The sequence below is a fragment of the Streptomyces sp. NPDC050658 genome, assembly GCF_044457025.1.
Classification (GTDB): domain Bacteria; phylum Actinomycetota; class Actinomycetes; order Streptomycetales; family Streptomycetaceae; genus Streptomyces.
Genome location: NZ_JBITGM010000002.1, coordinates 457,870 through 484,296, shown reverse-complemented (window position 1 = coordinate 484,296; position 26,427 = coordinate 457,870). Strand labels below are relative to the sequence as shown.

23 protein-coding genes are annotated in these 26,427 nt (G+C 70.5%); 6 read left to right on the top strand and 17 right to left on the bottom strand.

Annotation, left to right across the window (positions count from 1 at the left end; all coding sequences use genetic code 11):
* The first annotated feature begins 34 nt into the window (after positions 1-34).
* Entirely contained in the window at positions 35-487 is a 453-nt protein-coding gene (locus tag ACIBKX_RS09075; RefSeq protein WP_363271212.1) for a hypothetical protein, read from the top strand.
* 1,373 nt (positions 488-1,860) lie between these two features.
* Here ACIBKX_RS09075 and ACIBKX_RS09070 read toward each other — a convergent pair.
* On the bottom strand, positions 1,861-3,459 hold the full coding sequence (locus tag ACIBKX_RS09070) for a hypothetical protein (protein ID WP_363271211.1): 1,599 nt from the start codon (positions 3,457-3,459) through the stop codon (positions 1,861-1,863).
* Between the two features lie 798 nt (positions 3,460-4,257).
* Here ACIBKX_RS09070 and ACIBKX_RS09065 point away from each other — a divergent pair.
* Positions 4,258-4,569, top strand: coding sequence for a hypothetical protein (locus ACIBKX_RS09065; RefSeq protein ID WP_363271210.1), 312 nt, complete (start codon positions 4,258-4,260; stop codon positions 4,567-4,569).
* A 38-nt stretch (positions 4,570-4,607) separates the two neighbouring features.
* On the opposite strand, the gene ACIBKX_RS09060 is transcribed toward ACIBKX_RS09065, so the two are convergent.
* The 6 genes from ACIBKX_RS09060 to ACIBKX_RS09035 form a co-directional block, all read right to left on the bottom strand.
* Positions 4,608-5,414 carry a DUF1295 domain-containing protein gene (locus ACIBKX_RS09060; protein ID WP_363271209.1) on the bottom strand — a complete coding sequence of 269 codons (807 nt, stop codon included), beginning with the start codon at positions 5,412-5,414 and terminating at the stop codon, positions 4,608-4,610.
* Complete coding sequence (locus ACIBKX_RS09055; protein ID WP_363271208.1) at positions 5,411-6,700, bottom strand: cyclopropane-fatty-acyl-phospholipid synthase family protein; 1,290 nt, start codon at positions 6,698-6,700, stop codon at positions 5,411-5,413. Before ACIBKX_RS09055 ends, ACIBKX_RS09060 begins: the two co-directional genes overlap by 4 nt.
* A complete protein-coding gene (locus tag ACIBKX_RS09050) occupies positions 6,697-7,998 on the bottom strand; it encodes a class I SAM-dependent methyltransferase (protein WP_399375707.1) in 1,302 nt (433 codons plus the stop codon). The genes ACIBKX_RS09055 and ACIBKX_RS09050 overlap by 4 nt, the downstream gene beginning before the upstream one ends.
* Positions 7,995-8,744, bottom strand: coding sequence for a DUF1365 domain-containing protein (locus tag ACIBKX_RS09045; protein WP_363271207.1), 750 nt, complete (start codon positions 8,742-8,744; stop codon positions 7,995-7,997). Before ACIBKX_RS09045 ends, ACIBKX_RS09050 begins: the two co-directional genes overlap by 4 nt.
* Positions 8,741-10,039 carry an FAD-dependent oxidoreductase gene (locus ACIBKX_RS09040; protein WP_363271206.1) on the bottom strand — a complete coding sequence of 433 codons (1,299 nt, stop codon included), beginning with the start codon at positions 10,037-10,039 and terminating at the stop codon, positions 8,741-8,743. Before ACIBKX_RS09040 ends, ACIBKX_RS09045 begins: the two co-directional genes overlap by 4 nt.
* A gap of 108 nt (positions 10,040-10,147) precedes the next feature.
* Positions 10,148-11,188 (bottom strand): MerR family transcriptional regulator, encoded by a 1,041-nt coding sequence (locus tag ACIBKX_RS09035; protein WP_399375705.1) that lies wholly within the window; start codon positions 11,186-11,188, stop codon positions 10,148-10,150.
* A gap of 339 nt (positions 11,189-11,527) precedes the next feature.
* On the opposite strand from ACIBKX_RS09035, the gene ACIBKX_RS09030 reads away from it, so the two are divergent.
* Positions 11,528-12,166 (top strand): sigma-70 family RNA polymerase sigma factor, encoded by a 639-nt coding sequence (locus tag ACIBKX_RS09030; RefSeq protein ID WP_363271205.1) that lies wholly within the window; start codon positions 11,528-11,530, stop codon positions 12,164-12,166.
* A 248-nt stretch (positions 12,167-12,414) separates the two neighbouring features.
* A complete protein-coding gene (locus tag ACIBKX_RS09025) occupies positions 12,415-12,993 on the top strand; it encodes a fasciclin domain-containing protein (protein ID WP_363271204.1) in 579 nt (192 codons plus the stop codon).
* Positions 12,994-13,062: 69 nt separating this feature from the next.
* Here ACIBKX_RS09025 and ACIBKX_RS09020 read toward each other — a convergent pair whose 3' ends face one another.
* The 9 genes from ACIBKX_RS09020 to ACIBKX_RS08980 all read right to left on the bottom strand — a co-directional run bounded on the left by ACIBKX_RS09020 (position 13,063) and on the right by ACIBKX_RS08980 (position 21,973).
* Positions 13,063-14,445 carry a deoxyribodipyrimidine photo-lyase gene (locus tag ACIBKX_RS09020; protein ID WP_363271203.1) on the bottom strand — a complete coding sequence of 461 codons (1,383 nt, stop codon included), beginning with the start codon at positions 14,443-14,445 and terminating at the stop codon, positions 13,063-13,065.
* 39 nt (positions 14,446-14,484) lie between these two features.
* The gene (locus ACIBKX_RS09015) at positions 14,485-16,071 is read right to left on the bottom strand and encodes an SDR family oxidoreductase (protein WP_363271202.1); all 1,587 of its coding nucleotides are present in this window, start codon (positions 16,069-16,071) and stop codon (positions 14,485-14,487) included.
* A 46-nt stretch (positions 16,072-16,117) separates the two neighbouring features.
* Complete coding sequence (locus tag ACIBKX_RS09010; RefSeq protein ID WP_363271201.1) at positions 16,118-16,267, bottom strand: hypothetical protein; 150 nt, start codon at positions 16,265-16,267, stop codon at positions 16,118-16,120.
* A gap of 645 nt (positions 16,268-16,912) precedes the next feature.
* Positions 16,913-17,413, bottom strand: a complete 501-nt coding sequence (locus tag ACIBKX_RS09005) for a DUF3093 domain-containing protein (RefSeq protein WP_399375702.1) — start codon at positions 17,411-17,413, stop codon at positions 16,913-16,915.
* 108 nt (positions 17,414-17,521) lie between these two features.
* Positions 17,522-18,190: a thioredoxin domain-containing protein gene (locus tag ACIBKX_RS09000; protein ID WP_363271199.1), complete on the bottom strand. Its 669-nt coding sequence runs from the start codon at positions 18,188-18,190 to the stop codon at positions 17,522-17,524.
* On the bottom strand, positions 18,187-20,265 hold the full coding sequence (locus tag ACIBKX_RS08995) for a cytochrome c oxidase assembly protein (RefSeq protein WP_363271198.1): 2,079 nt from the start codon (positions 20,263-20,265) through the stop codon (positions 18,187-18,189). Before ACIBKX_RS08995 ends, ACIBKX_RS09000 begins: the two co-directional genes overlap by 4 nt.
* Positions 20,255-20,848, bottom strand: a complete 594-nt coding sequence (locus ACIBKX_RS08990) for a copper resistance CopC family protein (protein WP_363271197.1) — start codon at positions 20,846-20,848, stop codon at positions 20,255-20,257. Before ACIBKX_RS08990 ends, ACIBKX_RS08995 begins: the two co-directional genes overlap by 11 nt.
* Positions 20,849-20,934: 86 nt before the next feature.
* On the bottom strand, positions 20,935-21,609 hold the full coding sequence (locus ACIBKX_RS08985) for a hypothetical protein (protein ID WP_363271196.1): 675 nt from the start codon (positions 21,607-21,609) through the stop codon (positions 20,935-20,937).
* Between the two features lie 61 nt (positions 21,610-21,670).
* Positions 21,671-21,973 carry a DUF3105 domain-containing protein gene (locus ACIBKX_RS08980; RefSeq protein WP_399375701.1) on the bottom strand — a complete coding sequence of 101 codons (303 nt, stop codon included), beginning with the start codon at positions 21,971-21,973 and terminating at the stop codon, positions 21,671-21,673.
* Between the two features lie 302 nt (positions 21,974-22,275).
* On the opposite strand from ACIBKX_RS08980, the gene ACIBKX_RS08975 reads away from it, so the two are divergent.
* Together ACIBKX_RS08975 and ACIBKX_RS08970 are read left to right on the top strand one after the other, a co-directional pair.
* Complete coding sequence (locus ACIBKX_RS08975; RefSeq protein WP_363271449.1) at positions 22,276-23,085, top strand: MerR family transcriptional regulator; 810 nt, start codon at positions 22,276-22,278, stop codon at positions 23,083-23,085.
* Between the two features lie 86 nt (positions 23,086-23,171).
* Complete coding sequence (locus tag ACIBKX_RS08970; protein WP_363271448.1) at positions 23,172-24,119, top strand: bile acid:sodium symporter; 948 nt, start codon at positions 23,172-23,174, stop codon at positions 24,117-24,119.
* Positions 24,120-24,580: 461 nt separating this feature from the next.
* On the opposite strand, the gene ACIBKX_RS08965 is transcribed toward ACIBKX_RS08970, so the two are convergent.
* Complete coding sequence (locus ACIBKX_RS08965) at positions 24,581-25,603, bottom strand: bile acid:sodium symporter family protein (RefSeq protein WP_363271195.1); 1,023 nt, start codon at positions 25,601-25,603, stop codon at positions 24,581-24,583.
* Between the last annotated feature and the right edge of the window lie 824 nt (positions 25,604-26,427).

The window sequence follows — 26,427 nt, the reverse complement described above, 5'->3', positions numbered from 1 at the left end:
CGAGGATTACCCGAAGAACCCAGGAGTGGTTGGCATGGTGAGATTGAAGGACACCTCGAAGGTGAAGGGCCGTACGAGGAAAGTCGGCGCGGCCGTGACCGCAGCCGCGTCGATTGCCGGGATGGTCTTCGCGGCGACACCCGCGACCGCCACCGTCGCCGCCAGCACCTTCTCGGTCAAGTACACGGAGAGCTACTACAACGGCACGGCCACCTGGTCCAACCGGTCGGTCGACGTCAACGGATCGTTTAAGGCCAGCAACTGTCGGCGGGTCTACGTGCGGGCGTTCGCAGGCAGCACCTCGCTGGACTTCAAGAACACCAGCACCTGGTGCAACAGATCCGGGCCGTTGCACTTTCCTCCCCTTGACGCGAATGTTGTCGGTGGGTCCGACAACATCTGGGTCTACATGACCGACGGCGACCAGAATTACCTCGCAGGACAGACCTGCTACCGCAGCGGCTACTGCATCGACGGCCTGCACTAGGTCCTGTCTGGAGTCCGAATCATGAGTTCGGCAGATCGCCATCACACAGGGGCTTGGTCTTAATAGGTCATCCGCCATCAGTCATCAGCCATGGCACGAGGCGACCTCACGGACGAGCACGGGCGAGGCGGGGTGTCTTCCAGCACCTGATGGAGGCGGTGATCGCCGAGGCCGCCCGCAGCCAGACCGATATGGGCCTGGTCGGCGTGGACTCGGCGACTGCCCTGGCCCACCACCACGCAGCCGGGACGGCCCTGTCACCGACCGCTCGGTCCAGAGCGTCGCCATCAAGGCGGGCCATCAGCCGACTGCCGGCGGGCAGGATCCGCCTGGGCCCCGCGTGGATCACATGGGTCCGGTATCTCGGCCCCTCCTCGGAAACGCCCTCGGGGTGCTCGCGGAGCTGGTCAAGGGCAGGCGGGATCAGCGATGCCGCGTCGGCAGGCACGGTCTTTTCGGGCCCCGTCGCTGATCCGGCGGACCAACACCAACCGGGCGTCGCGCGACTACGCCGAAGCCCCTACCTGCGCGCTCGGGCGTTGGCGCGGTCTCCGCTTTGCCGGATGGCGAAGAGGGAACGTGCTGCCTGCCGGGCGCGTCGCTGGACGGCACTGTGCCGACTCCACCGTAGGAGTTGGATCCGGCTGAACGCGTCATATCGAGGAAGTCCATCCTGCGTCGGTTGGGCTTCTGCCACTGGTATTTGAGGCAGAGGTCGAGGGGTTCAGAGGAAAGCCTCTTGGGGGTAAAGACGCTGTACTGCTGACAGCCTCCGGAATCGGCGCCTGACAGTGCGCAACGGCGTGCAGCAGGCGTGAGATCGGCTAACCCTTCAGGGTGTCTCGGACTGGGGCGATAGGTGACGGTCCGCTAGAGGCGCGTATCGAGATCAGTAGCTGGAAATTTCCGTCAGGAGTGCCGAACTGTGAGCCCCGAGTGTGTAGTTCCGTGAACTGCGGTGCGGTCGCCACGAGCAACTCTCAACGTCGCACTGAAGCCTCGAAGGGCTAATGGGGGAGCGCCCCCACCGCTGGGGGTCAAGGGGTCGCAGGTTCGAATCCTGTCGTCCCGACTTTTCGAACATTCGAAAGTCGCAAGTGAGGGGCCGTTCTTCGAGCGGCCCCTCACTGGTTTCCGCGTGCTCCCAGGTGGGAGCGGGGGCGGGGGCACGCTCACCGATTCCGACCACGTGGCCGCTGCCGCGGCTGCCCGCAGGGCGGCGGTCCACTTTTCGCGCGGCGCCGACACATGACGGGCCACCGCAGGTTCTCCTCGGCCCGTGAGCTCTCCGCTCGGCGGACCGCCCGCCTCGATCGCGGCGGGACCCGTTTCTGCCAGTCGCGGTGGCGGAGCCTCGACTGCGTCGGCGAGGCTCAGTTGTTGCCTGCTTCCGTCAACGCCGAGCCGTCCGCCAGCCGGGCTCGCACGGTCACCTTGTCCGCTGTCTTGGCACGTACGGCCAACGTCCGGCCTCGCGTCGTCGTGATGTCTCCGGTGACCGAGATCGACGTGACGTTCCTGCTGCCGGCCGCGAGCAGGTAGGAGTGGCCGTTGTCGGCACGCCAGCGCGTGCTTGCGACAACGTGCTGGCCAAAGCGGCTGCACGCCGCAGTGGACTGGGCTCGTGCCACCACTTTGGCACGCTTCGAGTCCGGTGATGCCGGTGCCCAGTGCACCAGGATGTGTCCCGGTCCGCGCCATGTGGAGGCGCGGGTGCATGACCACACGGCGCGGCCGCCGTTCTCCGGCAGCTCCTGTTCGGCGAAGTCCCAGACGTTGAGCGAGCTGACGGCCGGGCTTCGCAGATCCCGGAGACTGCAGGCGACTCGGGACCAGCTGGCCGCCGCCGCCTCGCTGGTCGCCTCTCGTGGTTGCCGTGATGGTGCGCCGTCGCCCGGCAGGGGGGTGTAGCTGAGGTGTGCGGGTGTCAGGCCGCCCAGGTCTGCGACAACAAAAGCGTGCTTCTCCACGATCTTTGTGGAAGAGCGCAGTTGAAGCGCGGGCCGCTGGTCACAGGAATCCGTACCGGAGGCTACGTCACGAACCGGGGCCGTGATGCTGTCGTCCGAGACCTTCAGGGCCCTGCCTGGAGAATCCGAGCGCGCCAGGTCCAGTTGCCGCACCTCGACGATCCAGGGCGCCGTCAGAAATCGCACCCGTCCGCTGCTGCGGCTGACGACTACGGCCGCGGAAGTGGTGACGTCGGCGTTGTCGACACGCGCGATGTCCAGTGTGGGGCGGTGTGCGCCGGAGACCGACTCGGTGTAGCGGATGAGTCGCTGCCCTTCGTGGAACACGACGACCACGCGGCCATCGACATCGCCCGCGAACAGCAGTTGAGGGTGACCGCCGGGCGGGGCGGCGCGCGTGTTCGGCGAGACATTGACGCGCGTGCCGGGCGCCGGCTGAGCCCAGGAGGCGAGCGCGGTGGTGAGCAGTGCGGCGTCGTCGGTACGTGTGCCGCGGGCGGGCCATGCCGTGAAGTCGACGCGGGACGTGTCGGCCCAGGCCTCGCTCGAAACGCGGATCAGCTGGTCGGCGGAGGCCTTGCTCGTCGATGCCGTGGGCGCAGAGGGCGACGGCTGATCGTGTCGCGTCTCGACTGCGGTGACCAATCCACTGGTCAGGACGGCCATCGCGATCGTGAGCACGGTGAGTCGGCATCGGGTTCTGCGACGCAGTAGGTCCGTCGGACGGGCCTGCACCGAGCAGGCGTCGAACTCCCGGCTGTGCGACGGCATCGCGACCGCAGGACCGGCGCTACGGCCGATGCGGTCGGCGGCGCGCAAGGCGGCGTCCGGTTCGCCGACACCGGCGCCTGCGAGCACCGCGCATGCCGCGGCCGCGGAAAGCCCGTCCAGGCGCTGCAACACAAAGGCGGCTCGGACGCGGGCCGGGACTCCTGACAGGGCATGGCCCAGGGCCTCTTCCTCGGCGTCGCCTGCCCGCGGAAACAGCCGCAGTCCCCACACGATGGGCAGGTGCGGCCGAAGGAGACACGGGGGAGGCAGCCGCCGAGGCCAGGCGCGGGGGCGCCGGCCACAGCTGAGGGATGCCTTCAGGACCTGGCTGCGCACCCACTGTGATCCGGGGTCATCGAGAACCCCGGAGCGCTGCCGCGGTACACGTCGTGTGGCTGTGCCCGAACGCAGTCCTGGCAGGGACCGCTGTACGACCCTGTGCGCGACGACTACACGACGGTGCCGACTCCACTCGGGAGGCAGCGTCAGATAGGCGAGTGCCACGAGGCGGGTGTACTGCTCGACGATCGCTGCCTCGGCTTGCCCGACAGTGACCGAATGGTCAGAGGCCCTGGATTTCTGGTGATGATCAGTGGACATGAGGGTGCGCTTCCCAAGAGGGAGGAAGGAGGGTGCTTCGTTCATCCAAACGATGGATTGCTGGGATGGTCACAACACTGGCCCCGGCCCCGGCGAAGACTCGGTCGCGGCGATGCGCTGGAAGGCGAAGGGGTTTCCTTCCGGGTGCCGCCTCGTTGAGTACGGCATGTCGCCGGATGATGTGATCAACAGCTTGAACGGTGCATGTGGGCGGGTTGTTGTCGGCGGTGCACTCCCCGACCCGTTGCCCGTCCCCGAGGATGTGCGTCTCAAGAGGGCTGACAGGCCGGACTACGGCTGCCCCGCCGAGGACGCGGGATCGTACTTCAACCGCTGGTGCACGGTGGTCTATTGACCGTGGGCCTGTTTCGGCGGTGGCGTGACCCGGCGAGTAGGCGGAGTCGGGCGGGGAACTTCAGCAGCGCGTCCGTGGCGAGGAACGCGGCCCGGTTGCCGCTGTCGGACACCACGACCGTGCCGCTGCCGCCTCCGGAGAGCCTGCCGGTGGCCGCCCTGGCGTCCGGGGCCGAGAACCGCCGCGACAACCGCCGCGAGAACCGCCGCGAGAACCGCCGCGAGATCAGCGGACCGCCGCTGCTCCCGGCGGGCCCGGTCGCGCGCGTCGTCGGCCTGCTGGTGCTGCCGGACGGCCGTACCGCCGAAGGGCGTCGCGGCGGCGAGGCAGGCGGCGAGCGCCCACCGCTTCACCTCGCTGACACTCTCACGACCGGTCACTCATGATTCGTAGTCGGCCGGAGATTCGGATTGGTCCGCGGTCTTCAGGCGCTGCCCCGTGGCGGTCTGGGCAGGAATCCGCTGGTGCGGCGGCGGTAGGCGGCATAGCCGGGCCGGTCGGCCATGTGTCGTTCGAGCAGCGCCTTGCCGCTGCCCAGGGTCAGCAGACAGGTCATCACCAGAGGTCCGACGGCAGTGGCCGCCGCGACCGCGGGCGCCTCGCACGCGATGAGGAAGAGCCCCCACCAGACGCAGAAGTCACCGAAGTAGTTGGGGTGCCGGGTCCACGACCACAGGCCGCGGTCCATGACCAGACCCTGGTGGGCCGGGTCGGCCTTGAACCGGGCGAGCTGAAGGTCCCCGACGGACTCGAAGACCAGGCCGAACAGCCACAGACAACCGCCGAAGGCCGCGAGTACACCCATCGGTCCGGTGATGTAGGAGGCGCCCTGCACGGGCAGCGACACCAGCCACACCAGTGCTCCCTGCAGCAGATAGACCATGCGCAGGGCGTAGGCGTTCCGGCTGCCTGGAGCCTTGGCCAGCAGCCGTTCGTAACGAGCGTCCTCGCCGTGGCCCCGGCCGCGCCAGGCGATGTGCGCCGCGAGCCGCAGCCCCCACACCACCGTCAGCACGGACACCAGCAGGCGTCTGCCGTCGTCGCCGTACCCCGAGGAGAGGACGTACGTGGTGACGGCGACGGCGGCGAAACCGATTCCCCAGGCGACGTCGACGATGCGGTGCAGCCCGCGTCGCAGCGCGACCACGAAGGTGGACAGCAGCACGCCCAGTGCGGCGAGTGCGGCGACGAGGAGATTGAGGCCGAACGCACCCCAGTCGACACTGTTCATGATCGGTTCCCGCGGAGGCACCAGTCCGTCGGTGTGCCGGAGAGCCCCGAGCATCCCAGCTCATCGGTGCGCACGGCGAGAATCTGGTCGACGCCCATCCGGCGCTGCTCAAAGGCGAGCGATCCGCCCACCAGGTACAGCCGCCACATCCTGGCGGTCTCCACACCCATCAGTGACACGCATTCCTGCCAGCGCTTCTCCAGCGTGTCGCGCCAGGCGGTGACGGTACGCACATAGTGCTCGCGCAGCGATTCTGCCGAGCGCACCTCCAGACCCGCCCGCTCCAGCAGACCGATGGTCTCGCCGAGCGGTCGCATGTGCATGTCCGGCGCGATGTACGACTCGATGAACGCACCGCCGCCCGGCGCCGATGCCCCGCGTGACATCTGCTGGACCATGAGGCGCCCCTGCGGCCGAAGGAGACCGTGCAGCTGGGCCGCGAACTCCGGGTACTCGGCTTCGCCGACGTGCTCGCCCATCTCGATCACGCCGATGGCGTCGTAATGGTCCCGCTGGATGGCACGGTAGTGGCGCAGCTGAACGTCGACCCGGTTGCCGAGGCCCCGCTCGAGCACCCGCGCCTGGACGAAGTCCCGTTGCTCGCTGGACAGCGTCACGGCGGTCACCTGCGCCTTGTGCCGCTGCGCCGCGTACAACGCGAGGGAGCCCCAGCCGCAGCCGACGTCGAGCAGCCGGGAGCCGGGCTGAAGCCCCAGTTTCCGGCAGATCAGCTCCAGTTTGGCCCGCTGGGCGTCCGCGAGGCCGTATCCCGGCTCCTCGCTCTCCCAGAAGGCGCAGGAGTACGCCATGGAAGGGTCGAGCAGCAGTCGGTAGAAGTGGTACGAGACGTCGTAGTGGTGGCTGATGGCGGCGCGATCCCGGGCGGTGCCGTGCAGTGGCCCGCGCAGGCGTGCGCGGCCCGCGGGTCCCTTCGGGGGCGGGCCGACGGCACCGAGCCTGAGCGCGGTCGCGGCGGCGGAGGCAAGTTGTGCCACCCCTGGTCCGGCGGGGGAGCGGCGCTGCTCGCGGGCTGCCGCCCACATCGTCCGCAGTCCGTCGCCGAGATCGCCTTCGATGTCCACGTCACCGGTGATGTAGGCCTCGGCGAGGCCGAGTTCGCCCGGCTGCCACAGCAGCCTGCGCAGCGCACGACGTGAGCGGAGCACCACGACCGGGCCGTCCGCCGGTCCGTGCTCACTGCCGTCCCAGGCTCGCAGCCGCAGGGGAACCGGCCCGCCGAGGACGTCGACGAGTAGTCCGTTCAGACGCTCGGCCGTCGAGATCATGAGGGCTCTCCCTGGTCGGTCAGCTGGATCTGGTGCACATCGAGGTAGCGCGAGCGGAAGCCTGCCTCCGAGTAGGCGAGGTAGAAGGTCCACATGCGCCGGAACGTGTCGTCGAACCCAAGGCCTTCGACGGCGTCGGCCTGTTGCGCGAACCGCTCGCGCCACAGCCGCAACGTCTGCGCGTAGTGCTCGCCGAACCCGTCGCAAGCGGTGACCCGGAGCCGGGTGTGTGAGCGCACGTTCTCCTCGATGGCGCGCACGGAGGGGAGCATGCCGCCCGGGAAGATGTACTTCTGCACCCAGGTGTACGTGGAGCGGCTGGCCAGCATCCGGTCGTGCGGCATGGTGATCGCCTGCAGGGCGACCCGGCCGCCCGGCGCCAGCAGCGTGTCCAGGGCCCGGAAGAAGGTGGGCCAGTACTCCGGCCCGACCGCCTCGATCATCTCGACGCTCGCGATCGCGTCGTAACTGCCCCGCACCTGGCGGTAGTCGCACAGATCGACGCGGACGCGGCCTTCGTGGCCCCCCGCACGTACGCGGCGGCGTGCCAGATCGCACTGTTCGGCGGAGAGCGTGACGGAGTGGACGCTCGCGCCCCGGTCCGCCGCACGGATCGCCAGAGTGCCCCAGCCGGTACCGATCTCCAGGAGCCGGGTGCCCGGACCCACACCGCACAGGTCGAGGACCCGGTCGATCTTGCGGTACTGGCCCGGCGTCAGATCGGCCCAAGTGGCGGGTGTCCGGTCGAAGAGCGCGGAGGAATAGCTGAGGGAGGGGTCGAGGAAGAGCGCGAACAGCTCGTTCGACAGGTCGTAGTGGTGCTGGATGTTGGTCCGCGCTCCACTGGGCGTGTTTCTCAGCGCTCCCGGCTGCCTGGGGGCCCACAGCGCGCGCAGCCGCTGGAGCGGGGATGGCACCAGCGTGGCGGCGTGGCCGGCGAGCACGGTGAGCGCCCCGACCAGGTCGTCGGCGTCCCATTCGTACGCCATGTACGACTCGCCGAATCCGATGAGTCCGTTGGTCGCGATACGGCGCAGAAAGGTGTCGGGGTCGCGGACCTCCAGCAACGGCCCGCCTTCGCCCAGCTGTTCACCGGCGCCCAGCGACACCCGCAGCGGCAGACCGTTCAGAGCGTGCCGCACCACACGGCGGGCGACCGCTGTCCGGGCGGCGGAGCAGGCGGGAACCGCCGCGACATCGGGCCACCGGCCGGTGTCGGCGGTTCTCGCGGGGCCGGCGGCGAGAGACGTGTCGGGCGCGCCGGACACACCGGGCGCGTCGGGAGCGGACGTACTCACTTCAAGCCCTCCTGGGGGAGACGACGTGGGCGTATGTGCACCGGCAGGCCGCGCAGCCACAGCACGATGCCGTGCCGCCGGATCGCGGCCGACACGGCGACCGTGGACCAGGGACGGCGGGCCACCGCTCGCAGCAGTGCTGCGGCGGTCGCCGCCCTGCGCTCGCCGTGCACCGTCGCCGTGAACTTGCGGATGCCGCCCTGGTCCAGGCGGACGGTGAGGCCGAGATGTTCAGCGGGCAGGGGCAGCCGCATGCGGTAGTCACCCTCGACGGAGAAGAAGGGGGACACGTACAACTCCTTCGGCACCTCCGCGCCCCGGACGGCGTCAGGGCGCAGCAGATAGCAGTGCCGTTCGCCGTAGGTGTTGTGCACCTCGGCGACGACGCAGCGCAGTTCGCCGTCAGGTCCGTGGCACCAGAACACGGAGAGCGGATTGAAGACGTACCCCAGCACTCGGGCATGGGCGAGCATCAGGACGCGTCCGCCGTCCAGGGCGACTCCGCGCCGGGAGAGGAAGTGCTCGAGCCCCGACCTGATGTCGGTGGTCCGGCCGCCGAAGTGGTCGCGGCCCTCGAAGCGGGCCAAGGGCCGTAGCGCGAACGGCAGCCTGGGAGGCCGATCGACGTCGATCAGCCACAGGTAGGTGCGGTGTGTGAGTCCGGAGTGGAGCGGATGCGTACGGACATGGGTCACGACGCTCTGATAGAGCGCGGGTACGGCGACGTCGGCATGCTCGGTGTTCACCAGCGCACCCCCAGGGTCCGGGCCGCGTCGACCCCCGAACGGCAGCCGTCCTCGTGGAAGCCCCAGCCCTGGTAGGCGCCCGCGAACGCCGTGACGGGCCCGCTCAGTGAGGCGAGCCGCTCCTGTGCCCCGACCGACTCCGCCGTGTAGACGGGATGCTCGTACGCCATCCGTGCCAGCACCCGGTCCGGCCGGATCCGGTCTTCCCCGCCGAGAGTCACCACGTACGTCTCGGAGGAGTCGAGTCCCTGGAGCCGGTTCATGTCGTAACTGACCCGCACGTGGTCCGTGGTGACACGGCATGACGGGAGAAGACAGTTCCAGGAGGCGCGTGCACCGGGGCTGCGTGGCAGCACGGCGGTGTCGGTGTGCAGCACCGCGGGGTTGGGGGAGTAGCGGAAAGCGCCGAGGACCTCACGTTCCGCGCCGGACGGATCGGCGAGCAGCCGCAGCGCCTGGTCGGCGTGGACGGCGATCACCACGGAGTCGAAGGCGTCGGCCGTCCCGTCCTCGGTGGTGACGCACACTCCGGCGCCGTCCCGGCGTACGGACCGCACGGGTGTGGAAGTGCGGACGTCCTGGAGTTCCTTGCCGATCCGTGTCACGTACTCCCGTGAACCACCGTCCACAGTACGCCAGTTGGGAGATCCGCTCACCGAGAGCATGCCGTGGTGGTCGAGGAACCGGAAGAGATGGCGGGCCGGGTAGCGCAGGGCGGTGCCCGGAGGGCAGGACCACACGGCCGACACGAGGGGAACCGCGAAGTGCCGCACGAAGTAGGTGGGGAATCGGTGCTGGGCGAGGAACTCGCCGAGAGTGATGCCGACTTCCCCGGCGCCCGCTTCCTGCGCCAGATACTCGGATCCCTGCGCCAGATACTCCGACGCCCGGCGATGAAAGCGGGGAACGTCGCGGAGCATCCTCAGGTAGGGGCGGCGCAGAGCGTTGCGGGGCCGGGCGAACAGCCCGCGCGGCCCGCGTGCGCCCGCGTACTCCAGTCCGCAGCCTTCGCAGCGCACGGACATGCTCATCTCCGTCGGACGTGTGGCGACTCCCAGCTCGTGGAACAGACGCAGCAGGTGGGGATAGGTACGGTCGTTGTGCACGATGAAACCCGAGTCCACCCCGCGTATCCGACCGTCCGGCGCCGCCACGTCATGGGTGTGGGCATGCCCCCCGAGCCGGTCGTCGGCTTCGTAGAGGACGACGCGGTGCGCGGACCGCAGGATGTACGCGGCCGTGAGGCCCGCAACACCGGAGCCCACCACCGCGGTGCGCCTTCGCTGATCTCTCATACCGTCCCTTCAGCCCGTCCGGCGGAACTGGACGCGCTCTGAAGGTGATTCGTGGCCGAGGGGCGGAGCGGCTTGGTGGCAGGCGAGACGGGAGTGGTGTGGTGAGGCTCAGGTGCGGCGGGCAGCGCCCGGCCCAGGTGCGGTGGGTGGTTCCGTGATGGGGCGGAACAGGGATTCCAGTACGGCCAGGCCGGACGCCAGTCCCGTGAGACGGCTCGCTCCCGGCTCGGACGGCGTGCCGGCCCATCCTGGTCCCGCGAGCATGGCCAGCGGGTGGCTCCGGGCGCCGCGCACCCCCCATTCCAGGGTGAGAAGGGCGCGGACAACGGCGAGATCGGCGGTGTGCCGGGACTGGGACCACAGGACGACGGCGCAGGGGCCGATGCGCCGGACAGCCGATTCCAGTGCTTCCTTCGGTACGGCGGCTCCGAACATGCGGGTGGGCAGTCCCCGCTCGACCAGCGCCGCCCACAGGGCTTCGATCGGAAGACTGTGCTGCTCCGTCGGCATACAGGCCAGCACTACGGGGGGCGATTCGCCCGCCGGTGCGGTGACCGCCGCGCGAAGGGTGCTGGAGACATGCCAGGAAAGCAGGTGCTCCACCTCCACGTAGGACTCGTCGGAGGTGGCCCATTTGCGGCCGACGGCGTGCAAGGTCGGGGCGATGATCTGTTCCCAGGCCACGACGACGCCGTACGTGTCCACCACCGACCGGAGCTGTGCTTGTACCGCCGACGCGTCGAGCCGGACGGCAGCGCGTGCCAGACCTCGGCTCTCCGGCCAGACCTGGCCCAGCGGCAGGTCGCGGAAGCCACCGGGGTTGCGCGGCGGCTCGCAGGTCGTCGGGCGATCCGTCGACCGGCCCGTGGCCGACAAGGCCAGTCGGGCCGCTTCCGAGGGCGTGATGCCCTGCGCGGTCAGATGGCACATGTGCTCCAGCCTGGCCACGTCTTCGGGGGACCAGCGACGGTGACGGCCGTGGGCACGGTGGCCGGGGCCGATGCCGTAACGGCGCTCCCAGGTGCGCAGCGTCGTCGGCGCGACACCGAGCCTGCGGGCGAGCGCCCCGGTGGTCAGGGAGGCCTCGCCCCCACCTGTCTGCTCCGTTGACCGCGTCGCGGACCGGGGCGTCTCCGGATGACGTGTCACAGCGATCCCGCGACAACGATCACGTCATGGTGACCCCGCTTGCTCCTCATACGCCGCTCCTTCTTGCCACCGTGTCCGAGTTCCGCGACCCCTTCCCGGGAAGGACGTCGGCTCTTCCCGCTGGGGCTGCTCTTCGGATGCACGCTCGCGCCGAACGGCACCCTCGCTGCACCACTCTTCGGCGGACGGCGACGCCGTGGTTGCACTCTACGCAAAACGACTCACAAACGATTCATCTTGTGCGCCGTTTTCACTCTCGATCACGCTGGCCGCAGGCGCGACGGGGCGTCACCCGGCGGGTGTGCCGGGCCCGGTTCAGGTGTCCGAGGAGTGTTCAAGATGACCACGTCACAGACGGTGCGCCACGGGCCTGACAGGGAGGCGGACGGTGGCCGGTCCGCCGGCTCCACGGAACCAGCCGACGGTGAAGGACTCCGGGGCGATGAGTTGATCGCCGACGCGTTTCTGCGGGGTGACGACGAGGGATTCAGGCAGCTGTACGAGCGTTGGGCCGCGCTCGTCCATGCTGTAGCGCGCCGCGCGCTCGGCGACTGCTGCGATGCAGAGGACGTCACTCAGCAGGTCTTCATCGCCGCCTGGCGCAACCGTCGCGGCTTCCGCCCCGAGCGTGGCGCGGCCGGATCATGGCTGGTCGGCATCACCCGGCACAAGGTCGCGGACGCCCTCGCGGCGCGTGCCCGCCGTGCCCGAATCGCCGCCGCAGTGGAAACGGCCCTCGACGCCGATCACCGCCCGCCGGACGAGCACCTGGCTCAGCGGGCCGTGGACCACGTCGTGATCCAGTACGAGTTGAACCAGCTTCCGCCGGCGCAGCAGAACGTCCTGCGGCTGGCCTTCTACTCGGATCTCCCGCAGTCCCAGATCGCCGCGTACACAGGTCTCCCGCTCGGCACGGTGAAGAGTCATGCACGCCGGGGCCTGCGCACCCTGCGGCGTCGCATGGAGCAGAGCGCGTGATGACCGGCAGGGGATCAGCAGGGGAGCACCGGTCGCAGAACCCGGGGCGCTGAACCCGCGGCCCACTTCCGCCTCATGGCGCACCAGTTCCACTCCACCCGCATCCGAACCAGATCCCCCGGCAGAAACAGAGATGTGGCAGAAGGGCGACGGGGTCCGGTCCCGGATCTCAGTCCAGACGACCTTCATGGGCGGCTGCTGGGATCCGCCCCAAGGCCCCCGCGCTCCCGATCCAGGAGGAACGAGCCATGAAAACCTCAGCTCTCCGTCGCTGTGCTGCCTGCGCGAGCGCGCTTGCTCTGCCCGTGGCCCTCGGCCTCACCGCACCGGCGGCCCTCGCCGCGCAGCCCGCAGAACCGTTCGGCCCGGCCTGCTCATCGCTCCCCGCCTCGGGTGCGGGCAGCTCGGAAGGCATGGCCGACGATCCGGTCGCGACAGCGGCATCGAACAACCCTGAGCTGTCGACCCTCACCGGCGCCGTCCAGAAGGCCGGGCTCGTCGACACGCTGAACAACGCCGAGAACGTCACGGTGTTCGCGCCGACCAACGACGCGTTCGCCAAGGTCCCGAAGGCGGACCTCGACAAACTGCTGGCAGACAAGGAGCAGCTGACGAAGGTGCTGACCTACCACGTGGTGGGGGAGAAGGTCGGCAAGGAGCAGCTCGCCGACGGCACGTACAAGACCCTGGAGGGCGGCGAGCTCACCACAGCCGGTTCCGGAGACGCGTACAAGGTGAACGACAGTGCCTCCGTGGTCTGCGGAGACGTAGCCACCAAGAACGCCACCGTGCACGTCATCGACACCGTCCTGATGCCGAAGACCTGATGCCGGAGATGTGACATCTGAGCCGCGGCGCCGTGTCCGGCGCCGCGGCAACACTTGTCCGCGGCAAGCTCAGCCGCGGCCGCGGGCGTCTTTGAACCGGGCAAGCCCGTCGGCGAGGTCAAGCAGCGGTTGCGGGTACTCGATTCCGGCCCGCGCCTCTCGTGGGAGGCGCCAGGGCTCGTGGACCAGACGGTCCTCGACGTCGCCCAACTCGGGCACCCACCTGCGGACGAAGGTCCCCCGGGGGTCGAAGCGTCTGCCCTGGATCACCGGGTTGAGCACGCGATGCGGGCGCGTGTCCGTGCCGGTGCCCGCGACCCACTGCCAGTTGAGCTGGTTGTTGGCGACGTCACCGTCGACGAGCAGCTCCAGGAAGTACCGGGCGCCGATCCGCCAGTCCACGTACAGGGTCTTGGTCAGGAAGCTCGCCACCAGCAGCCGGGCGCGGTTGTGCATCCAGCCCTCGTGGCGCAGCTGGCGCATTCCGGCGTCCACGACCGGGTAGCCGGTACGGCCTTCCCGCCATGCCGCGATGTCGTCGGCCGCGTCCTTCTCGCCGCGCCAACGGTCGTTCCGGGTGCGGTAGTCCACGACGGACGTGTCCGGCCGCGACGCGAGCACCTGGCGGTGGAAGTCGCGCCAGCACATCTGCCGCACGAACGCCTCCGCTCCGGCGCCCCCGTGCGCGCGGGCCCGCCCGACGAGTTCGACCGGCGAGAGCGCCCCGAAGTGGAGGAAGGGCGAAAGCCGGGAAGTGGCGTCGCCCGCCAGGTCGTCGTGCCGCTCCTCGTACCGGGACAGGTCACCGCCCGACCACCACCGCGAGCACCGTGTCCGGCCGGCCGTCTCTCCGCCCTTCGCGAGTCCCGGTGAGGTGCCGTCGACGTCCGTGGCCGACGACGGCGATTCGCCCCGCACCGCGTCCGGGACACGCACCGCGCGCGGGGGAGCCAACGGCTCCCGCAGCGACACCTGCGACCAGACGCGGAAGTAGGGGGTGAACACGGCGTAGTGGTCGTGAGCGGTCCCGGACGGCGTCACGGCCCCGGGGGCGACGGCGGTCGTCACGGAGTCGTGCACATGCAGGGTCACTCCCATCGCGCCCAGTTCCGCGTGCAGCCGCCGCTCCCGCCGCTGCGCGTACGAGCTGACATCCGCGGCCATGTGCACCTCTGTCGCCCCGCATTCCGAGGCGACGGCACAGACCTCGCGGGCGACCGGACCGGTCCGCACGACCAGTCGGCCGCCCCGGCGCTGCAGCCGGTCGTCGAGGTCGGTCAGGCAGTCGGCCAGGAACGCCCGGCGGTTGGGCGCGTCGAACCCGGCCGCGTGCACACCCGGATCGTGTACGAACAGGGGGACCACCTCGTCCGCCGCGCGCGACGCGGCGTGCAGCGGCGGATGGTCGTGCAGACGCAGGTCAGCGGTGAACAGGACGACCGCGACGGTCATGTCGTCACTCCAGGGTGCGGTGGTGCGAGAGGGTGCAGGTCACTGCCGAGTTCTTCGCCGCCCGACCGCGCGCCGGATGCGCTCCGTCGGCGACGTTCGGGCTCGCGGGCCGCCTGCCGCGGCGTGGGCGATGTTGCGCGCCATGCCCCCGAAGACGACGAGGTGGAAGGGGGACACCGACCACCAGTAGGCGTGGCCGAGCAGCCCACGCGGATGGAACAGGGCACGCTGCCGGTAGCGCGTCCGCCCCTGGTCGTCCGTCTCGACGTACATCTCCAGCCAGGCGAGACCCGGCAGCCGCATCTCGGCCCGCAGGCGCAGCAGACGCACGGGATCGATCTCCTCGACGCGCCAGAAGTCCAGGGAGTCCCCGACCCGCAGCCGTGCGGCGTCGCGCCGCCCGCGGCGCAGCCCGACGCCGCCGACGAACCGGTCGAGCCAGCCGCGCACGGCCCAGGCGAGCGGGAAGGAGTACCAGCCGTTGTCGCCGCCGATCCCCTCGATCACCTTCCACAGGGCCTTGGGTGAGGCGTCGACCGGGAGGCCACGTTCGTCTTCGTAGAGGCTGCCGCCGGCCCAGTCCGGATCGGTGGGCAGCGGATCGCTCGGGGCGCCCGGCAGAGCGGCGGAGGACCAGCGGGTGGCGACCTGGGCCTCGCGTACTCGCCGCAGCGCGAGGGCCAGCGCGTCGTCGAACGGCAGGGGCAGTCCGGGCAGGTCGGGGACGTACCGGGCGATGTCGTGCTCGTGGCAGATGACCTCGTGCCGCAGCGACTCGGTGAGCGGGCGGGCGATGGCGGCCGGCACGGGGGTCACGAGGCCGACCCAGTGGCTGGACAGCCGCGGAGTGAGGATCGGTACGGGGACGATGATCCGCCGCCGCAGTCCGGCGACGGCGGCGTAGCGGCGCATCATCTCCCGGTACGTGAGAACGTCCGGTCCGCCGATGTCGAACGCCCGGTCGACGTCGCCGGGCATGCCTGCCGCGCCCACGAGGTATCGCAGTACGTCGCGGATCCCGATGGGCTGCGTACGCGTGTGCACCCAGCTCGGTGTGACCATGACCGGCAGCCGTTCGGTCAGATAGCGCAGCATTTCGAATGACGCCGACCCCGATCCGATCACCACGGCGGCCCGCAGCACGGTGGCCGGGACGGGTGCGTCGAGAAAGATCCGTCCCACCTCCGCCCGGGACCGCAGGTGGGGCGAGAGGGAGCGTTCGGGAACGCCGTGGGGGGTGAGCCCACCGAGGTAGACGATCCGCCGTACCCCGGCGGCGTGCGCCTGCTCCGCGAAGATCCGTGCCGCACGCCGGTCGGTCTCCTCGAAGCCCGGTCCGGCCGTCAGCGCGTGCACGAGGTAGTAGGCGACATCGACTCCGCGCAGTGCGGCCCCGACGGACTCGGCGTCCGTGACGTCCCCACGAACGGATTCCACCCGAGGAGCCCAGGGGTGGTCGCGCAGCTTGCTGGGAGTGCGTACCAGACACCTGACCTGGTGGCCGGCGTCGAGCAGCTCCGGAACGAGCCGCCCGCCGACGTATCCGGACGCCCCGGTGACCAGGCAGCGCAGGGCCTGCGGCTGTCGCCGTACGTCGTCCGGCTTGCCGTCCGCGCTTACGCTCATCGCTCTCTCCTCACCGGTTGGCGCTGCTCCCTGGGCGGACACCCGCTCACGGCGGCAGGAGCATCACCGAACCAGTGCCGACGGCACGCCGGGCGGTCGTGACGAGGAAGCGGGAACCCGCAGCCTCGGTGCTCACCTCGATCGTGGCACCCCGCGACGGAACGGGCCCCCGCGTCTCGGCGGACAGTCCGGCCACCGCTCCGCCGTCCTGCCCGATTGCAGCAGTGCGGCCTGGCGCCCGGCCCGCTGGACGGCGGGCAGGGGCAGCCGGTCGGGCCTCCCCGGCAGCGGCACCGGATGAGCGGGATCGCGAGGCAGGAGCACCATGCGCCCTTGAGCAGCCCGCGGCGGCATGACGTCGCCGTCGGCGTGGGCGGTTGCTCCGCCGGGGACGAGGAGGCGCAGGGCATCCCGCCGGATTCGTCGTGCGTCCACAGCGACATCGTCCATACGAGCCACATCGTCCATCCGCTGATACCGCCAATGGGTACGTGCATATCGCTCAGAACATCTCTATGGCTGGTTCGCGGGGATCAGAGTGCGCGGATGCACTCTGCGGTCATCGCCTGCCCCGGGTCGCGACCGGCGTCACCGCACCTGTCGCGACGAGGCGGCGGCACCCGCCTCGCGCGCCCGTCCGTAAGCGGGCGGCCCGTAAGCGGGCGGCCCGTAAGCGCGGCGCCGCTTGCGCCGGTGGGCTCCCTGGGGGTGCCGTGTCTGCACCGCGCGGTCAGTGGACGGGCCAGGGGCACCGCCGGACTCCGGCTGGGGGCGGGGGCGGCACCCGATACGGATCGAACCCCGGGCCACCGGCATTCGCCCCGGTCCGCTGCCCAGTTGGTCAGCCCTCGGCGCCAAGCGCCTGCGCGAGCCGCTCGGGCGTACGGGAGGAGAGATAGACGTAGGGCGTGGGGTCGTCCGGGTCGAGCACCTCGACGCGCACGGCTGAGGGGAGGTAGCTGCGCATGGCCATGAACGCCCGCAGATCCGCCTTGTGCGTCCGCCAGGCCCTGGCCTCCTCGTCATGGAGCACCTCAGGCTCGCCGAGCGCGTTCAGGGGGATGCGGGCGTCGTCGACGACCAGCGCGTCGGCCGTAACCCTGATGCGTGTGGAGCCCTGGGCGCTGACCCAGCAGCCGGCCAGGCAACTGCCCGCCATCAGCGCGATGACGGCGGCGGTCAGCCCGAAGGGCAGGAAGACCAGGGCCATGGAGATGCCGAAGAGGGCGGCGATGAACCGCCAGGCCCGGGGGGCCGTGAGGCGTTCGTCGTAGGCGAGAGCCTGGGGAGTGGTCACTGTGTTCACCTTGTCGTGTACGGCACTGGGGGCCGAGTCGTTCATGGGCGGCCGCGTCACAGCGGGAGGAAGGAGTCGGAGAGCGGTGGTAATGGAGCATCGCGCCGGTCTCCATGTCGTCGGGTACTGCCTGACTGGGGCTCCCTCGCACCGTCAGTCGGCCAGCCGGTCGTCGATGAGCTTCTTGAACGCTTCGTACGAGCCGGGCATGGAGATCTTGGTGCCGTCCAAGAAGAAGGTCGGGGTCCCCTGGACTTCCAGTCCCAGGCCGTCACCCTGATCGGCCCGGACGCGCTCGGCCGTCGCCGGAGCCTTGAGATCGGCATCGAACTTCCGCATGTCCAGGCCGAGTTGATCGGCGTAGCCGCGGAATTCGGCTTCCTTGGATTCCTGCGCCTCGCCCCACTGCTTCTGCGTGGTGAACAGCTTGTTGTACATCTCCTCGAACTTGCCCTGCCGGGCGGCGGCTTCGGCCGTGCGGGCGGCGAGTTCGCCGTTGCGGTGTCCGGGCACGGGGAAGTAGCGGGCGACGAACGTGACGCGGTCGCCGTACTCCTCGCGGAGCTTCTCCACGATCGGGTACATCGCGCCGCACCCCTCGCACTCGAAGTCCAGGAACTCCACGATGGTCAGTTCGCTCTTCTCCGGGTCGGTGAGGCGATGGCTGCCGTCGCGTACGGGCATGGCCTTGGCGGCCGGTTTGACGTCCACGCCGTCGCTGCCCCGGCCGTCCGGGGAGAACAGCAGGAAGGAGCCGTAGGCGGCGGCGAGGGACGCCACGATCACCGCGGCGACGATCAGTTGTCTCTTCAGGTTCGTCATGATTCCTCAGTGGGGGTGGGGTTGATTTCGGGCTTGGTCGGACGGGTGGCCGTGAGCAGGTCGCGGGCGTGCAGCCCGGCCAGGTAGGCGTTGTAGGCGGCGAGCGGGTCGCCCGTGCCGCCGCGGTCGATCCGCCGGTCGATCCGGCGTGCCTCGCGAGCGTCGGACCGGATCCATTGCACGGCGAGAACGAGCGTCGTGATCAGTACGGGAATGTCGCCGGTGGCCCAGGCGATGGCTCCCGCGTCGTACTGGTCGGCCAAGGCGTCGGCGACCCAGGGGCGGTCGAGCAGCGACCACCAGCCCTCGCCGATCAAGGCGGTGGAGCTCATCAGAGAGATGCTGAACCAGGAGTGGAAGGGCATCGTCAGGATGAGCATGATGAGCCGCCCCAGGTGGGGCGGGCGGCGCGGGCCGGGGTCGATGCCGATGATCACCCAGAAGAACAGCAGCCCCACGGCGAGAAAGTGCACCAGCATGACCATGTGCCCCAGATGACTGCTCATCAGGGTCTGGAACAGCGAGGTGTAGTAGACCGCGAAGGCGCTGCCGACGAACAGCACGCCCGCCACCACGGGGTGCGAGATCACCTTGACGTAGCGGCTGTGCAGGAGCTTCAGCAGCATGTCCCGCGGTCCGTCCGGCTCACCCCTGGGTGCGGCGGGGAGGGCGCGCAGGGCCAGGGTGGCGGGTGCTCCCAGGACGAGCAGGATCGGCACTGTCATCGCGAGGATCATGTGCTGGCCCATGTGCACGCTGAACAGGACCTTGCCGTAGACGGCCAGGCCGCTCATGGTCGCCAGCGCGGTCACCGCCAGGCCGAGCAGCCACGCGACGGTGCGCCCGACGGGCCACTTGTCGCCCCTGGCGCGCAGCTTGCGTACGCCCGCCAGGTACAGCAGTGCCGCTGCCGCCGTGCCGAACGCGAACAGCGGGTCGAAGTGCCACCGGGTGAACAGCGGCGTCCAGGGAAAATCGCCGAGTGGGGGCGGCATGGCGAAGCCGAGCAGTTCCTCGGCCGGTGAGAGCGAGGCGGCATCGGCGCCGGGGGCCGGGGTGCGCGACAGGCCCACCGCGAGGCCGACCGCCGCCGCCATCAGCAGCACTTCGCCGGTGGCCAGCCGGACGAAGCCGCCTCGCTCGCCGTCCTTGAGGGCGGGCAGCGTGCGGCGGCGGTGCCAGTATCCGATTCCGCCCAGCGCGGCGAGCGCCACCGCCTTGCCGACGAGCATCAGCCCGTACCGGCTGCCGAACACCTCGCCCACGGACGGGAGCCGGACCGCGGCGTTGACGATGCCGCTGGCGGCGACCGCGAGCAGCGCCCAGGCGGCCAGCGGGCTGAAGCGCCGGGCCGCGTCCACCGCCTGCTCCTCACGGCGGGCGGCCACGACGAGGACGAAGACGAGCCCGCCGACCCACACCGCGACGCCGACCAGATGCAGGGCGAGGCTGGTGACGGCCGCGTCGTGGTTGCCCGCGGCCGAGGAGTGCCCGGTGAACACGGGCGGCAACAGCCCTGCCAGCGCGAGGACCAGTGCAAGCCGGGCCCAGCGGGCGGTTCCGATCCCCAGGCACAGAGTGGCGATCACCGCCGCGACCGCGGCCATCAGGGCGGACGAGCGTCCCTGGGCGTCGGTGCCGATGAAGTCCGCCACGACGGCGGGCGACAGCACATCCCCGACCGGCTTGGCGAAGAGGTCGGACAGGGTGAACACCAATGCCGCCGCCGACGCGACGAACCACAGTGCCGCCGCGCACACGGCCCAGTTCAGATAGCGCAGTTGCGCCGGGCCGAGCCGCTTGCCGCCCGGCAGCAGAACCACCACAAGGAGCAGCGCCCCGACCGTCGCCACGGCCGCGGCGTCCGTCGCGGTCCTGGCGACCGGCAGCCCCCACGCCGTCACGGCCCCGGCGTCAGGAATGCCGGGGATCGCGGCGCGCGTACTGCCACCGGCCCACACGGCGGCAACCGCCACGGCGACGCACATGAGCGCCGAGGTGACCAGGACGACGGGCAGCCGCGGCATGCGCGCCGCGCGCCTGATGCCGCCATTCGCTTCGGTGTCAGCCGCCATGACCGGTCCGCCTCCGCCGCGCCGAGTGGACGCCCAGGACGACCCCGGTCAACGCCACGGCGCCGACTCCGGTGAGGACCACGGCTGTGGTGCCGGAGGTTCCTTCGTCGTCCTTGTCCGCCGCGGGCGCCGGGGGCGTGGAGACCGAGCCCCTCGCCGTCGGGCCAGGGCTGCGCTCCTTCGCGTCCTTCGCGTCCTTCACAGTGAAGGTGTAAGAGCCGGAAACCGGGTGTCCGTCGGCGGACACCACCCGGTATCCGACGGTGTAACGACCCGACGGCACCGCGCTCTTGAGCGCGAGCGTGACTGTCTTGCCGGTGACGCGTGGCCCGCCTTCGGCGGCCGACGCCCCGCCCGGTCCGGTGACGGCCACCTTGGCGTACTTCTGGTCCATCGCGTCGCTGAAGGTCAGCATGACCTTCGCGGGCGGCCCGGCGAGTGCCGCGCCGGTGCCGGGGCTGCTGGAGTCGAGATCGGTATGGGCCGCGGCCTGCGGAGCGGCAAGGGCGAGCACCGCCAGGGCTGCGGGTACGACGAGGGCGCGTGCCGCCGTGCGGGCGGTACGCAACTGAGGGAGGTGCATGAAGCGGGACTCTCTATGTCCCCCGGCGAGCCATGCCGCCGGGACGGGAGGGCCGGCCCCACCGGGCGGCCCTCACGCAGAGCCCGTCAGAGCAGGCAGGGGCCGCCCACCGGCAGGGGCCGGAAAAGGGCGAGGGGAGCGCGCTCGGGGCGCGGCGGCGCCCGGCCCTCGTGCAGCCGCGCGAGCACGGCGGACTTCAGCGGCGAGCTGCTCTCGCGCACCGTCCGCTGCGGCCCGGTGCCGCCATGGGCGCCGCCGAGCAGCGGCCATACGAGGACCAGCAGGCGGCTCACCGCCGCGAGGAGCGGTCGGCTCTGCCACAGCAGTGCCTCGGTGACGCCGAGGCACTGGGCGGCGAGAAGCAGCGTCACCAGGTGCCCGGCCACCAGCACCCCTGAGGGCGGCCCGACGGCGGAGCCGTGCGCCATGAATGAAGGAAGATCACCGAACGACTCGCCGCGCGCCGTCACCGCAGCGCACGCTTCCGGCAGCGAGTAGGCCAGGTGGTGGGCAAGCTGTGCCGCTGCGAGCGCACCGAGCAGTTGGGCGTCCGTCAATCGGTGCCGCGTCAGGACGACCGCACCCGGCACGGCCACCATGGCGACGGCGGCCACGATGACCTTGCACGGTGCCTGGCCCTGCGACGCGACATGCCCCGCCAGCGGCAGCAGCACGCACAGCACCGCCAGCGCGCCGGCCCGCATCCCGCGCAGCGCGCCGGACGCCGGGGAGGCGGTTCTTGTCAGACAGAGCGGTCGCATCGAGGGGGCTTTCGACAGTCCAGAGCGGGGGCGGACAGGGCGGCGGGGGTGAAGACGGGGCTTACAACCCGAATGCCTTGCGCAGCGTACTCACCAGGTGGCGACGGATTCCGGCCGGGTGGCACGCGTGGGCGCTGACATCGTCGTCCGCGGCCTTGTCGCTGTACGTGACCCAGACCGCCCCGCGCCCAAGGGAGCGGACCGCGTTGGTGTCACCGACCTTCTTGCCGCACACGTCACCGTCGCGGTTCGTCCAGGCGGGATTGTGGTCACCCCCGACGGGCGGCGACATCTTGTAGTCGACCGGGGCGGTGGCGGCGGCTTCCTCCTGCCGGGTTTCCTGGACGACGTACCAACCCGGCACGGCGCAGTTCCGCAATCTTCGCGCGGCGAGCGGTGCCCTGCGCTTTGGCTCCGACCACCGTCGTCCCGGGCGACGGCGCCGACGGAGAGGCAGTGGTGCTCGCGGGAGTGCCAGACGGCGTACGGCAGTGCGTGTCACCGGAGTTGTGCCCCACCTCCTCGGGGTGATCGAGCGCCTTGCCGCGGTCAAGGCCGGCGGAAAGGGGCCCTGACGGTGCCGCTGGCGTGGCCGGTCGCGGTGCCCGGCCTTCCGGCTTGACCTTCCAGCCGGGTCGAAGGTTTACCGTCGATGACGTGAGCACAATGCGGATCTCCCGGCTGGCCGAACGTACCGGCGTTCCGGCCACCACGCTGCGGTTCTACGAGAGTGCGGGGCTGCTGCCGGCCGACCGCACCCCGGCCGGCCATCGGACGTACGGCGAGGACGCGGTCGAGCGCCTCGCCTTCATCGGTGCCGCCAAGCACTTCGGGCTGCCGCTGGAGGAAATCGCCGAGCTTCTCGTCGTATGGGAGTCGGGGGCGTGCGCGGACGTCAAGACGGATCTGCGGCCGAGGATCGCCGCGCGGCGGGCGCAGGCAAAGAAGCGGATCGCTGAACTTCGCGCGTTCACCGCAGAGCTGACCCGCGCCCTCGACCATCTGGACGCACTGCCCGACCGCAGCGGGCGGTGCGATCCCGAGTGCGGCTTCCTGACTCCGGCGGTGGGGCGTGGCGGTGGTCCGGTACCGGTGCCGTTGTCCGCACGCCCGGACGACGCCGGTCAAGAGCCGCGCCCGGTGTCCCCGGTGTCCCCGGTGTCCCCGGAGTCCCCGGTATCCCCGGCGCCCGTGGCCTGTTCACTCGACGGAGGCGGCCTGGCCGAACGGGGCGCGCAGTGGCGGCAGGCGACGGCCGGCGCCGGGTGCGAGATCATCGACGGCGGTGTCCGGCTGAGCCTGCCCGCCGACCGGATGGCGGCGGTGGCCGCGCTCGTCACCGCTGAGGCGTCCTGCTGCCCGTTCTTCGACTTCCGGCTCCACCTCGCCCCGCCCGCCCTGCGCCTGGAGGTCCGGGCTCCCGCCGAGGGCGCCGCCCTGCTCGCCGAGTTGTTCCCCGTCGTGGCCACGGCTTGAACACCCTTACGCCTGCGCCCTCGTACCACCCGCAAGGAGCACGACCGTTGTCCGAGCAGCCGTCGCCGTCCGGCCTGGCCGACACCATGGAGCGCCACCAGGTCGCCGTCTACATCGGCGCCATCGCCGCCGGCGGCCTCGCGGGATGGGCGGCTCCCGCCGCGGGCCCCGCCCTGGAGCACGCCATCAACCCTGTCCTGGCGGCGCTCCTGTACGTCACGTTCCTCCAGGTGCCCGCCGCCCAACTGCTGCGCTCGCTGCGCGCGGGCCGCTTCCTGGCCGCCGCCCTGGCGGTCAACTTCCTCGTCGTTCCGCTGGTGGTCGCGGCGATGCTCCCCTTCCTTCCCGATGACCAGGCGGTGCGCCTCGGCGTCCTCCTGGTACTCCTCGCCCCGTGTGTCGACTACGTGATCGTTTTCAGCGGTCTCGCCGGGGCCGACAGCCGGCGTCTGCTCGCGGCCACACCTCTGCTGCTGATCGCGCAGATGATGCTGCTGCCACTGTTCTTGTGGCTGTTCATGGGCGCCGACCTGGCGGACGTCGTCGAGCCCGGACCATTTCTGGAGGCGTTCGTCGTCCTCATCGTCATCCCGCTTGCCCTGGCCTGGCTGACGCAAGCGTGGGCGGCCCGGCGTCCCGTCGGCGCGAAGGCCGCCGACGCGATGGGTACGACGATGGTGCCGCTCATGGCCGTGACCCTGTTCACCGTGGTTGCCTCCCAGGTGCCCAAGCTCCACGACAACGTCGCCGACGTTGTCGGCGTCGTTCCCTTCTATGTGCTGTTCCTGCTGGTGATGGCGTTCGCCGGGCTCGCCGTGGCCCGCGTCTTCCGCCTGGGCGCGGGCGACGGGCGGGCGATCGTGTTCACCGGCGCGACCCGCAACTCCCTGGTGGTGCTGCCTCTCGCGCTTGCCCTGCCGGACCGGCTCGCGATCGCCGCGGTGGTGGTCGTCGCGCAGACCCTGGTGGAAGTGGTCGGCATGATCGTCTACGTCCGCGCCGTGCCGCGGCTGCTGCCCGCGGCAGGCACGTGAACATCGTGTCGCGTCTGTGGCGGTCCAGCCCCCACCAGGCGACCGGCCTGCTGAGATGGTCGCGGTTGCGGTACCCGGCGGCAGCGGAGAGGGGCTGACGTGGACGGATGGCCGCTGCTGGGCGGGCTTGCCGTCGGCCTGCTGATCGCGATGCTGACCGCTCCGGTGGGTGTGTCGGGCGCGGTCGGGCCAGGCCGTGCCGCGGGTGGGACAACTGCTGATGCCGTTGGTGAAGGCGACAGTGGTGTTCTGATCCGCGACGTGCCGTTCACGGCATTCCCCGTGAACGGCTCCGGGGATCAGACGGAGCCGCGGCGATCTTCGCGAGCACGTCGCGCTCCGCCACGCGGTCGACCGACCTCAACTCCTGGGCGTATGCCCCTCGTCGCGGCCCGCTCCTCGGCCTCCGTGGTCACCCCCGGGTTCTGGGTCACGTTGTCGCACCGGGCCCGATCGCTGGGTCAGGGCCTCTCCCGGCCGGGTGCGAACCGCCTGCGTGGCCACCGCGTGTCCACCCGCTTGCTCCGCGTCCGGCTCTCGGAGGCGGACGTCGGAGGTGTTCCCCCGTCGGCGGCGGCAGTCTCGGCCGGGGCGATGCGGCGCAACAGGAAGCCGGCGGTCAGGGCCATGACGAACATCGTCACCGCGTACACCGCCGAGGGGATGGCCATCCGGGTGCTGTCAAGGAGCGAGGGGCTGAGGGCGATGGCCATCGACAGTGTGGTGTTGTGCATGCCGATCTCGAAGCAGGTGGCGACGGACTGCCGGTGGTCGCCGCGGGCCAGCCGGGTCGCGCCGTAGCCGATGGTCAGGGAGATCGCACCGAAGAGGAACACGACAAGGCCGACGTCGGCGAGATAGCCGAGCACGTTCTCCCGCTCGGCGGCGAGCGCGGCGATGATGATGCCGACGAGCGCGGCGACCGCCGTCGCCTTGACCATCCGCGTGGAGCGCTCCGCGAAGTCTGGACGGCGGTGCCGGACCAGCATTCCCGCCGCGACCGGCACCAGCACGACGAGGAAGACCTGCAGTGTCTTGTCGAAGCGCAGTCCGAGCGCCTCGTCCGTGCCGGCCATGAAGTGGTCGAGGGAGAGATTCACGACGACCGGCAGCGTGACGACGGCGATGACCGAATTGATGGCGGTCAGCGTGATGTTGAGGGCGACGTCGCCGCCGAAGAGATGGCTGAAGATATTGGCCATCGTGCCGCCGGGGGAGGCCGCGAGCAGCATCATGCCGACGGCCAGCGAGGGACTCAGGTCGAAGGCCACGACCAGGCCCAGACAGGCTGCGGGCAGCAGCACCAGCTGGCAGACGAGGGCGACGGCCACCGGCCGCGGATACGCCGCGATCCTGCGGAAGTCGGCCACGGAGAGGCCGAGTCCGAGACCGAACATGATCACGGCGAGGACGGCGGGCAGCAGATAGGTGGTCAGCGGCGAGTCCACGGGAACAGGCTTCGGGAGACCGCTCGAAAAGTCCACGACCGTACCAAACAGAATCGTCCGGCGCCTGGGGCGCCACGCGGTCCGAGAGGCCTCGACTTGGCGAAACAACCACAGTCACGACCCACTCATAGAGGCGTGTGACACGCGCGTGACGCGTGAGGCACTACCCGGCGGCCCGGTTCGGCGACCGCGCCGGCCCGCCCCGCCGAGACGCGTCGTGCGGTTGGCCAGGGCTGTTCCGGAAAGTGACGGCGGGCGGCCATGGCTTTTGCCCAGAAACGGGGCGTGGCCGGCGGTTGGTGTCTGCGCTTCCACGCACCCCCGGCGCGCCGGTTGCCGCGCCTGGTGTCGCGAACGACCGTGAAAGGCGAGCGATTGCCCCGGATTCGGCATCGAGAGGCTACCGAATGATCCACCCCAGTGAGACTCTCGCCCTGCAAACGGTGGAGGGCTTCCTCCGCCTCGTCCTCCGGGATTCCGTGGGCTGCCTGGGAGGCGATGAACTCCTGAAGGGTGACGGCACCGTCTCCGTCGGTGTCCACCAGCGCCACATGGGCTTCGATCACCGGGCGGAAGACCTGCGCGATGGCTCCGTCCGCATGGGCGGAGCACAGTGCGTCGACGAACCCGGAACGGTCCACCTGCGCATGGCTGTCCACTCCGGCCCGCTGTGTGATCCGCGCCCAGGTCCGCCTGACCGCGTCGTAGCCCGCCTCTGCCTTCGGCGAGGCGTCATCGACGCCCAAGGCACGGGTCAGGCGAGCGATGCGTGCCCGCAGGTCGCCCTCGTCGACCAGCCCGTCGTTGTCGTTGTCTACAGCTCGAAGCGTCGCGCGTACTTGTCCCGCGGCCGGGCATCG

What these genes read in the sequence shown, in the direction of transcription:
- ACIBKX_RS09075 (WP_363271212.1), top strand. Translation starts at nt 35, where the DNA reads ATGGTGAGATTGAAGGACACCTCGAAGGTGAAGGGCCGTACGAGGAAA.
- ACIBKX_RS09060 (WP_363271209.1), bottom strand. Translation starts at nt 5,414, where the DNA reads ATGAACAGTGTCGACTGGGGTGCGTTCGGCCTCAATCTCCTCGTCGCC.
- ACIBKX_RS09055 (WP_363271208.1), bottom strand. Translation starts at nt 6,700, where the DNA reads ATGATCTCGACGGCCGAGCGTCTGAACGGACTACTCGTCGACGTCCTC.
- ACIBKX_RS09040 (WP_363271206.1), bottom strand. Translation starts at nt 10,039, where the DNA reads ATGAGAGATCAGCGAAGGCGCACCGCGGTGGTGGGCTCCGGTGTTGCG.
- ACIBKX_RS09030 (WP_363271205.1), top strand. Translation starts at nt 11,528, where the DNA reads ATGACCACGTCACAGACGGTGCGCCACGGGCCTGACAGGGAGGCGGAC.
- ACIBKX_RS09025 (WP_363271204.1), top strand. Translation starts at nt 12,415, where the DNA reads ATGAAAACCTCAGCTCTCCGTCGCTGTGCTGCCTGCGCGAGCGCGCTT.
- ACIBKX_RS09020 (WP_363271203.1), bottom strand. Translation starts at nt 14,445, where the DNA reads ATGACCGTCGCGGTCGTCCTGTTCACCGCTGACCTGCGTCTGCACGAC.
- ACIBKX_RS09015 (WP_363271202.1), bottom strand. Translation starts at nt 16,071, where the DNA reads ATGAGCGTAAGCGCGGACGGCAAGCCGGACGACGTACGGCGACAGCCG.
- ACIBKX_RS09005 (WP_399375702.1), bottom strand. Translation starts at nt 17,413, where the DNA reads ATGAACGACTCGGCCCCCAGTGCCGTACACGACAAGGTGAACACAGTG.
- ACIBKX_RS09000 (WP_363271199.1), bottom strand. Translation starts at nt 18,190, where the DNA reads ATGACGAACCTGAAGAGACAACTGATCGTCGCCGCGGTGATCGTGGCG.
- ACIBKX_RS08995 (WP_363271198.1), bottom strand. Translation starts at nt 20,265, where the DNA reads ATGGCGGCTGACACCGAAGCGAATGGCGGCATCAGGCGCGCGGCGCGC.
- ACIBKX_RS08990 (WP_363271197.1), bottom strand. Translation starts at nt 20,848, where the DNA reads ATGCACCTCCCTCAGTTGCGTACCGCCCGCACGGCGGCACGCGCCCTC.
- ACIBKX_RS08985 (WP_363271196.1), bottom strand. Translation starts at nt 21,609, where the DNA reads ATGCGACCGCTCTGTCTGACAAGAACCGCCTCCCCGGCGTCCGGCGCG.
- ACIBKX_RS08975 (WP_363271449.1), top strand. Translation starts at nt 22,276, where the DNA reads ATGCGGATCTCCCGGCTGGCCGAACGTACCGGCGTTCCGGCCACCACG.
- ACIBKX_RS08970 (WP_363271448.1), top strand. Translation starts at nt 23,172, where the DNA reads ATGGAGCGCCACCAGGTCGCCGTCTACATCGGCGCCATCGCCGCCGGC.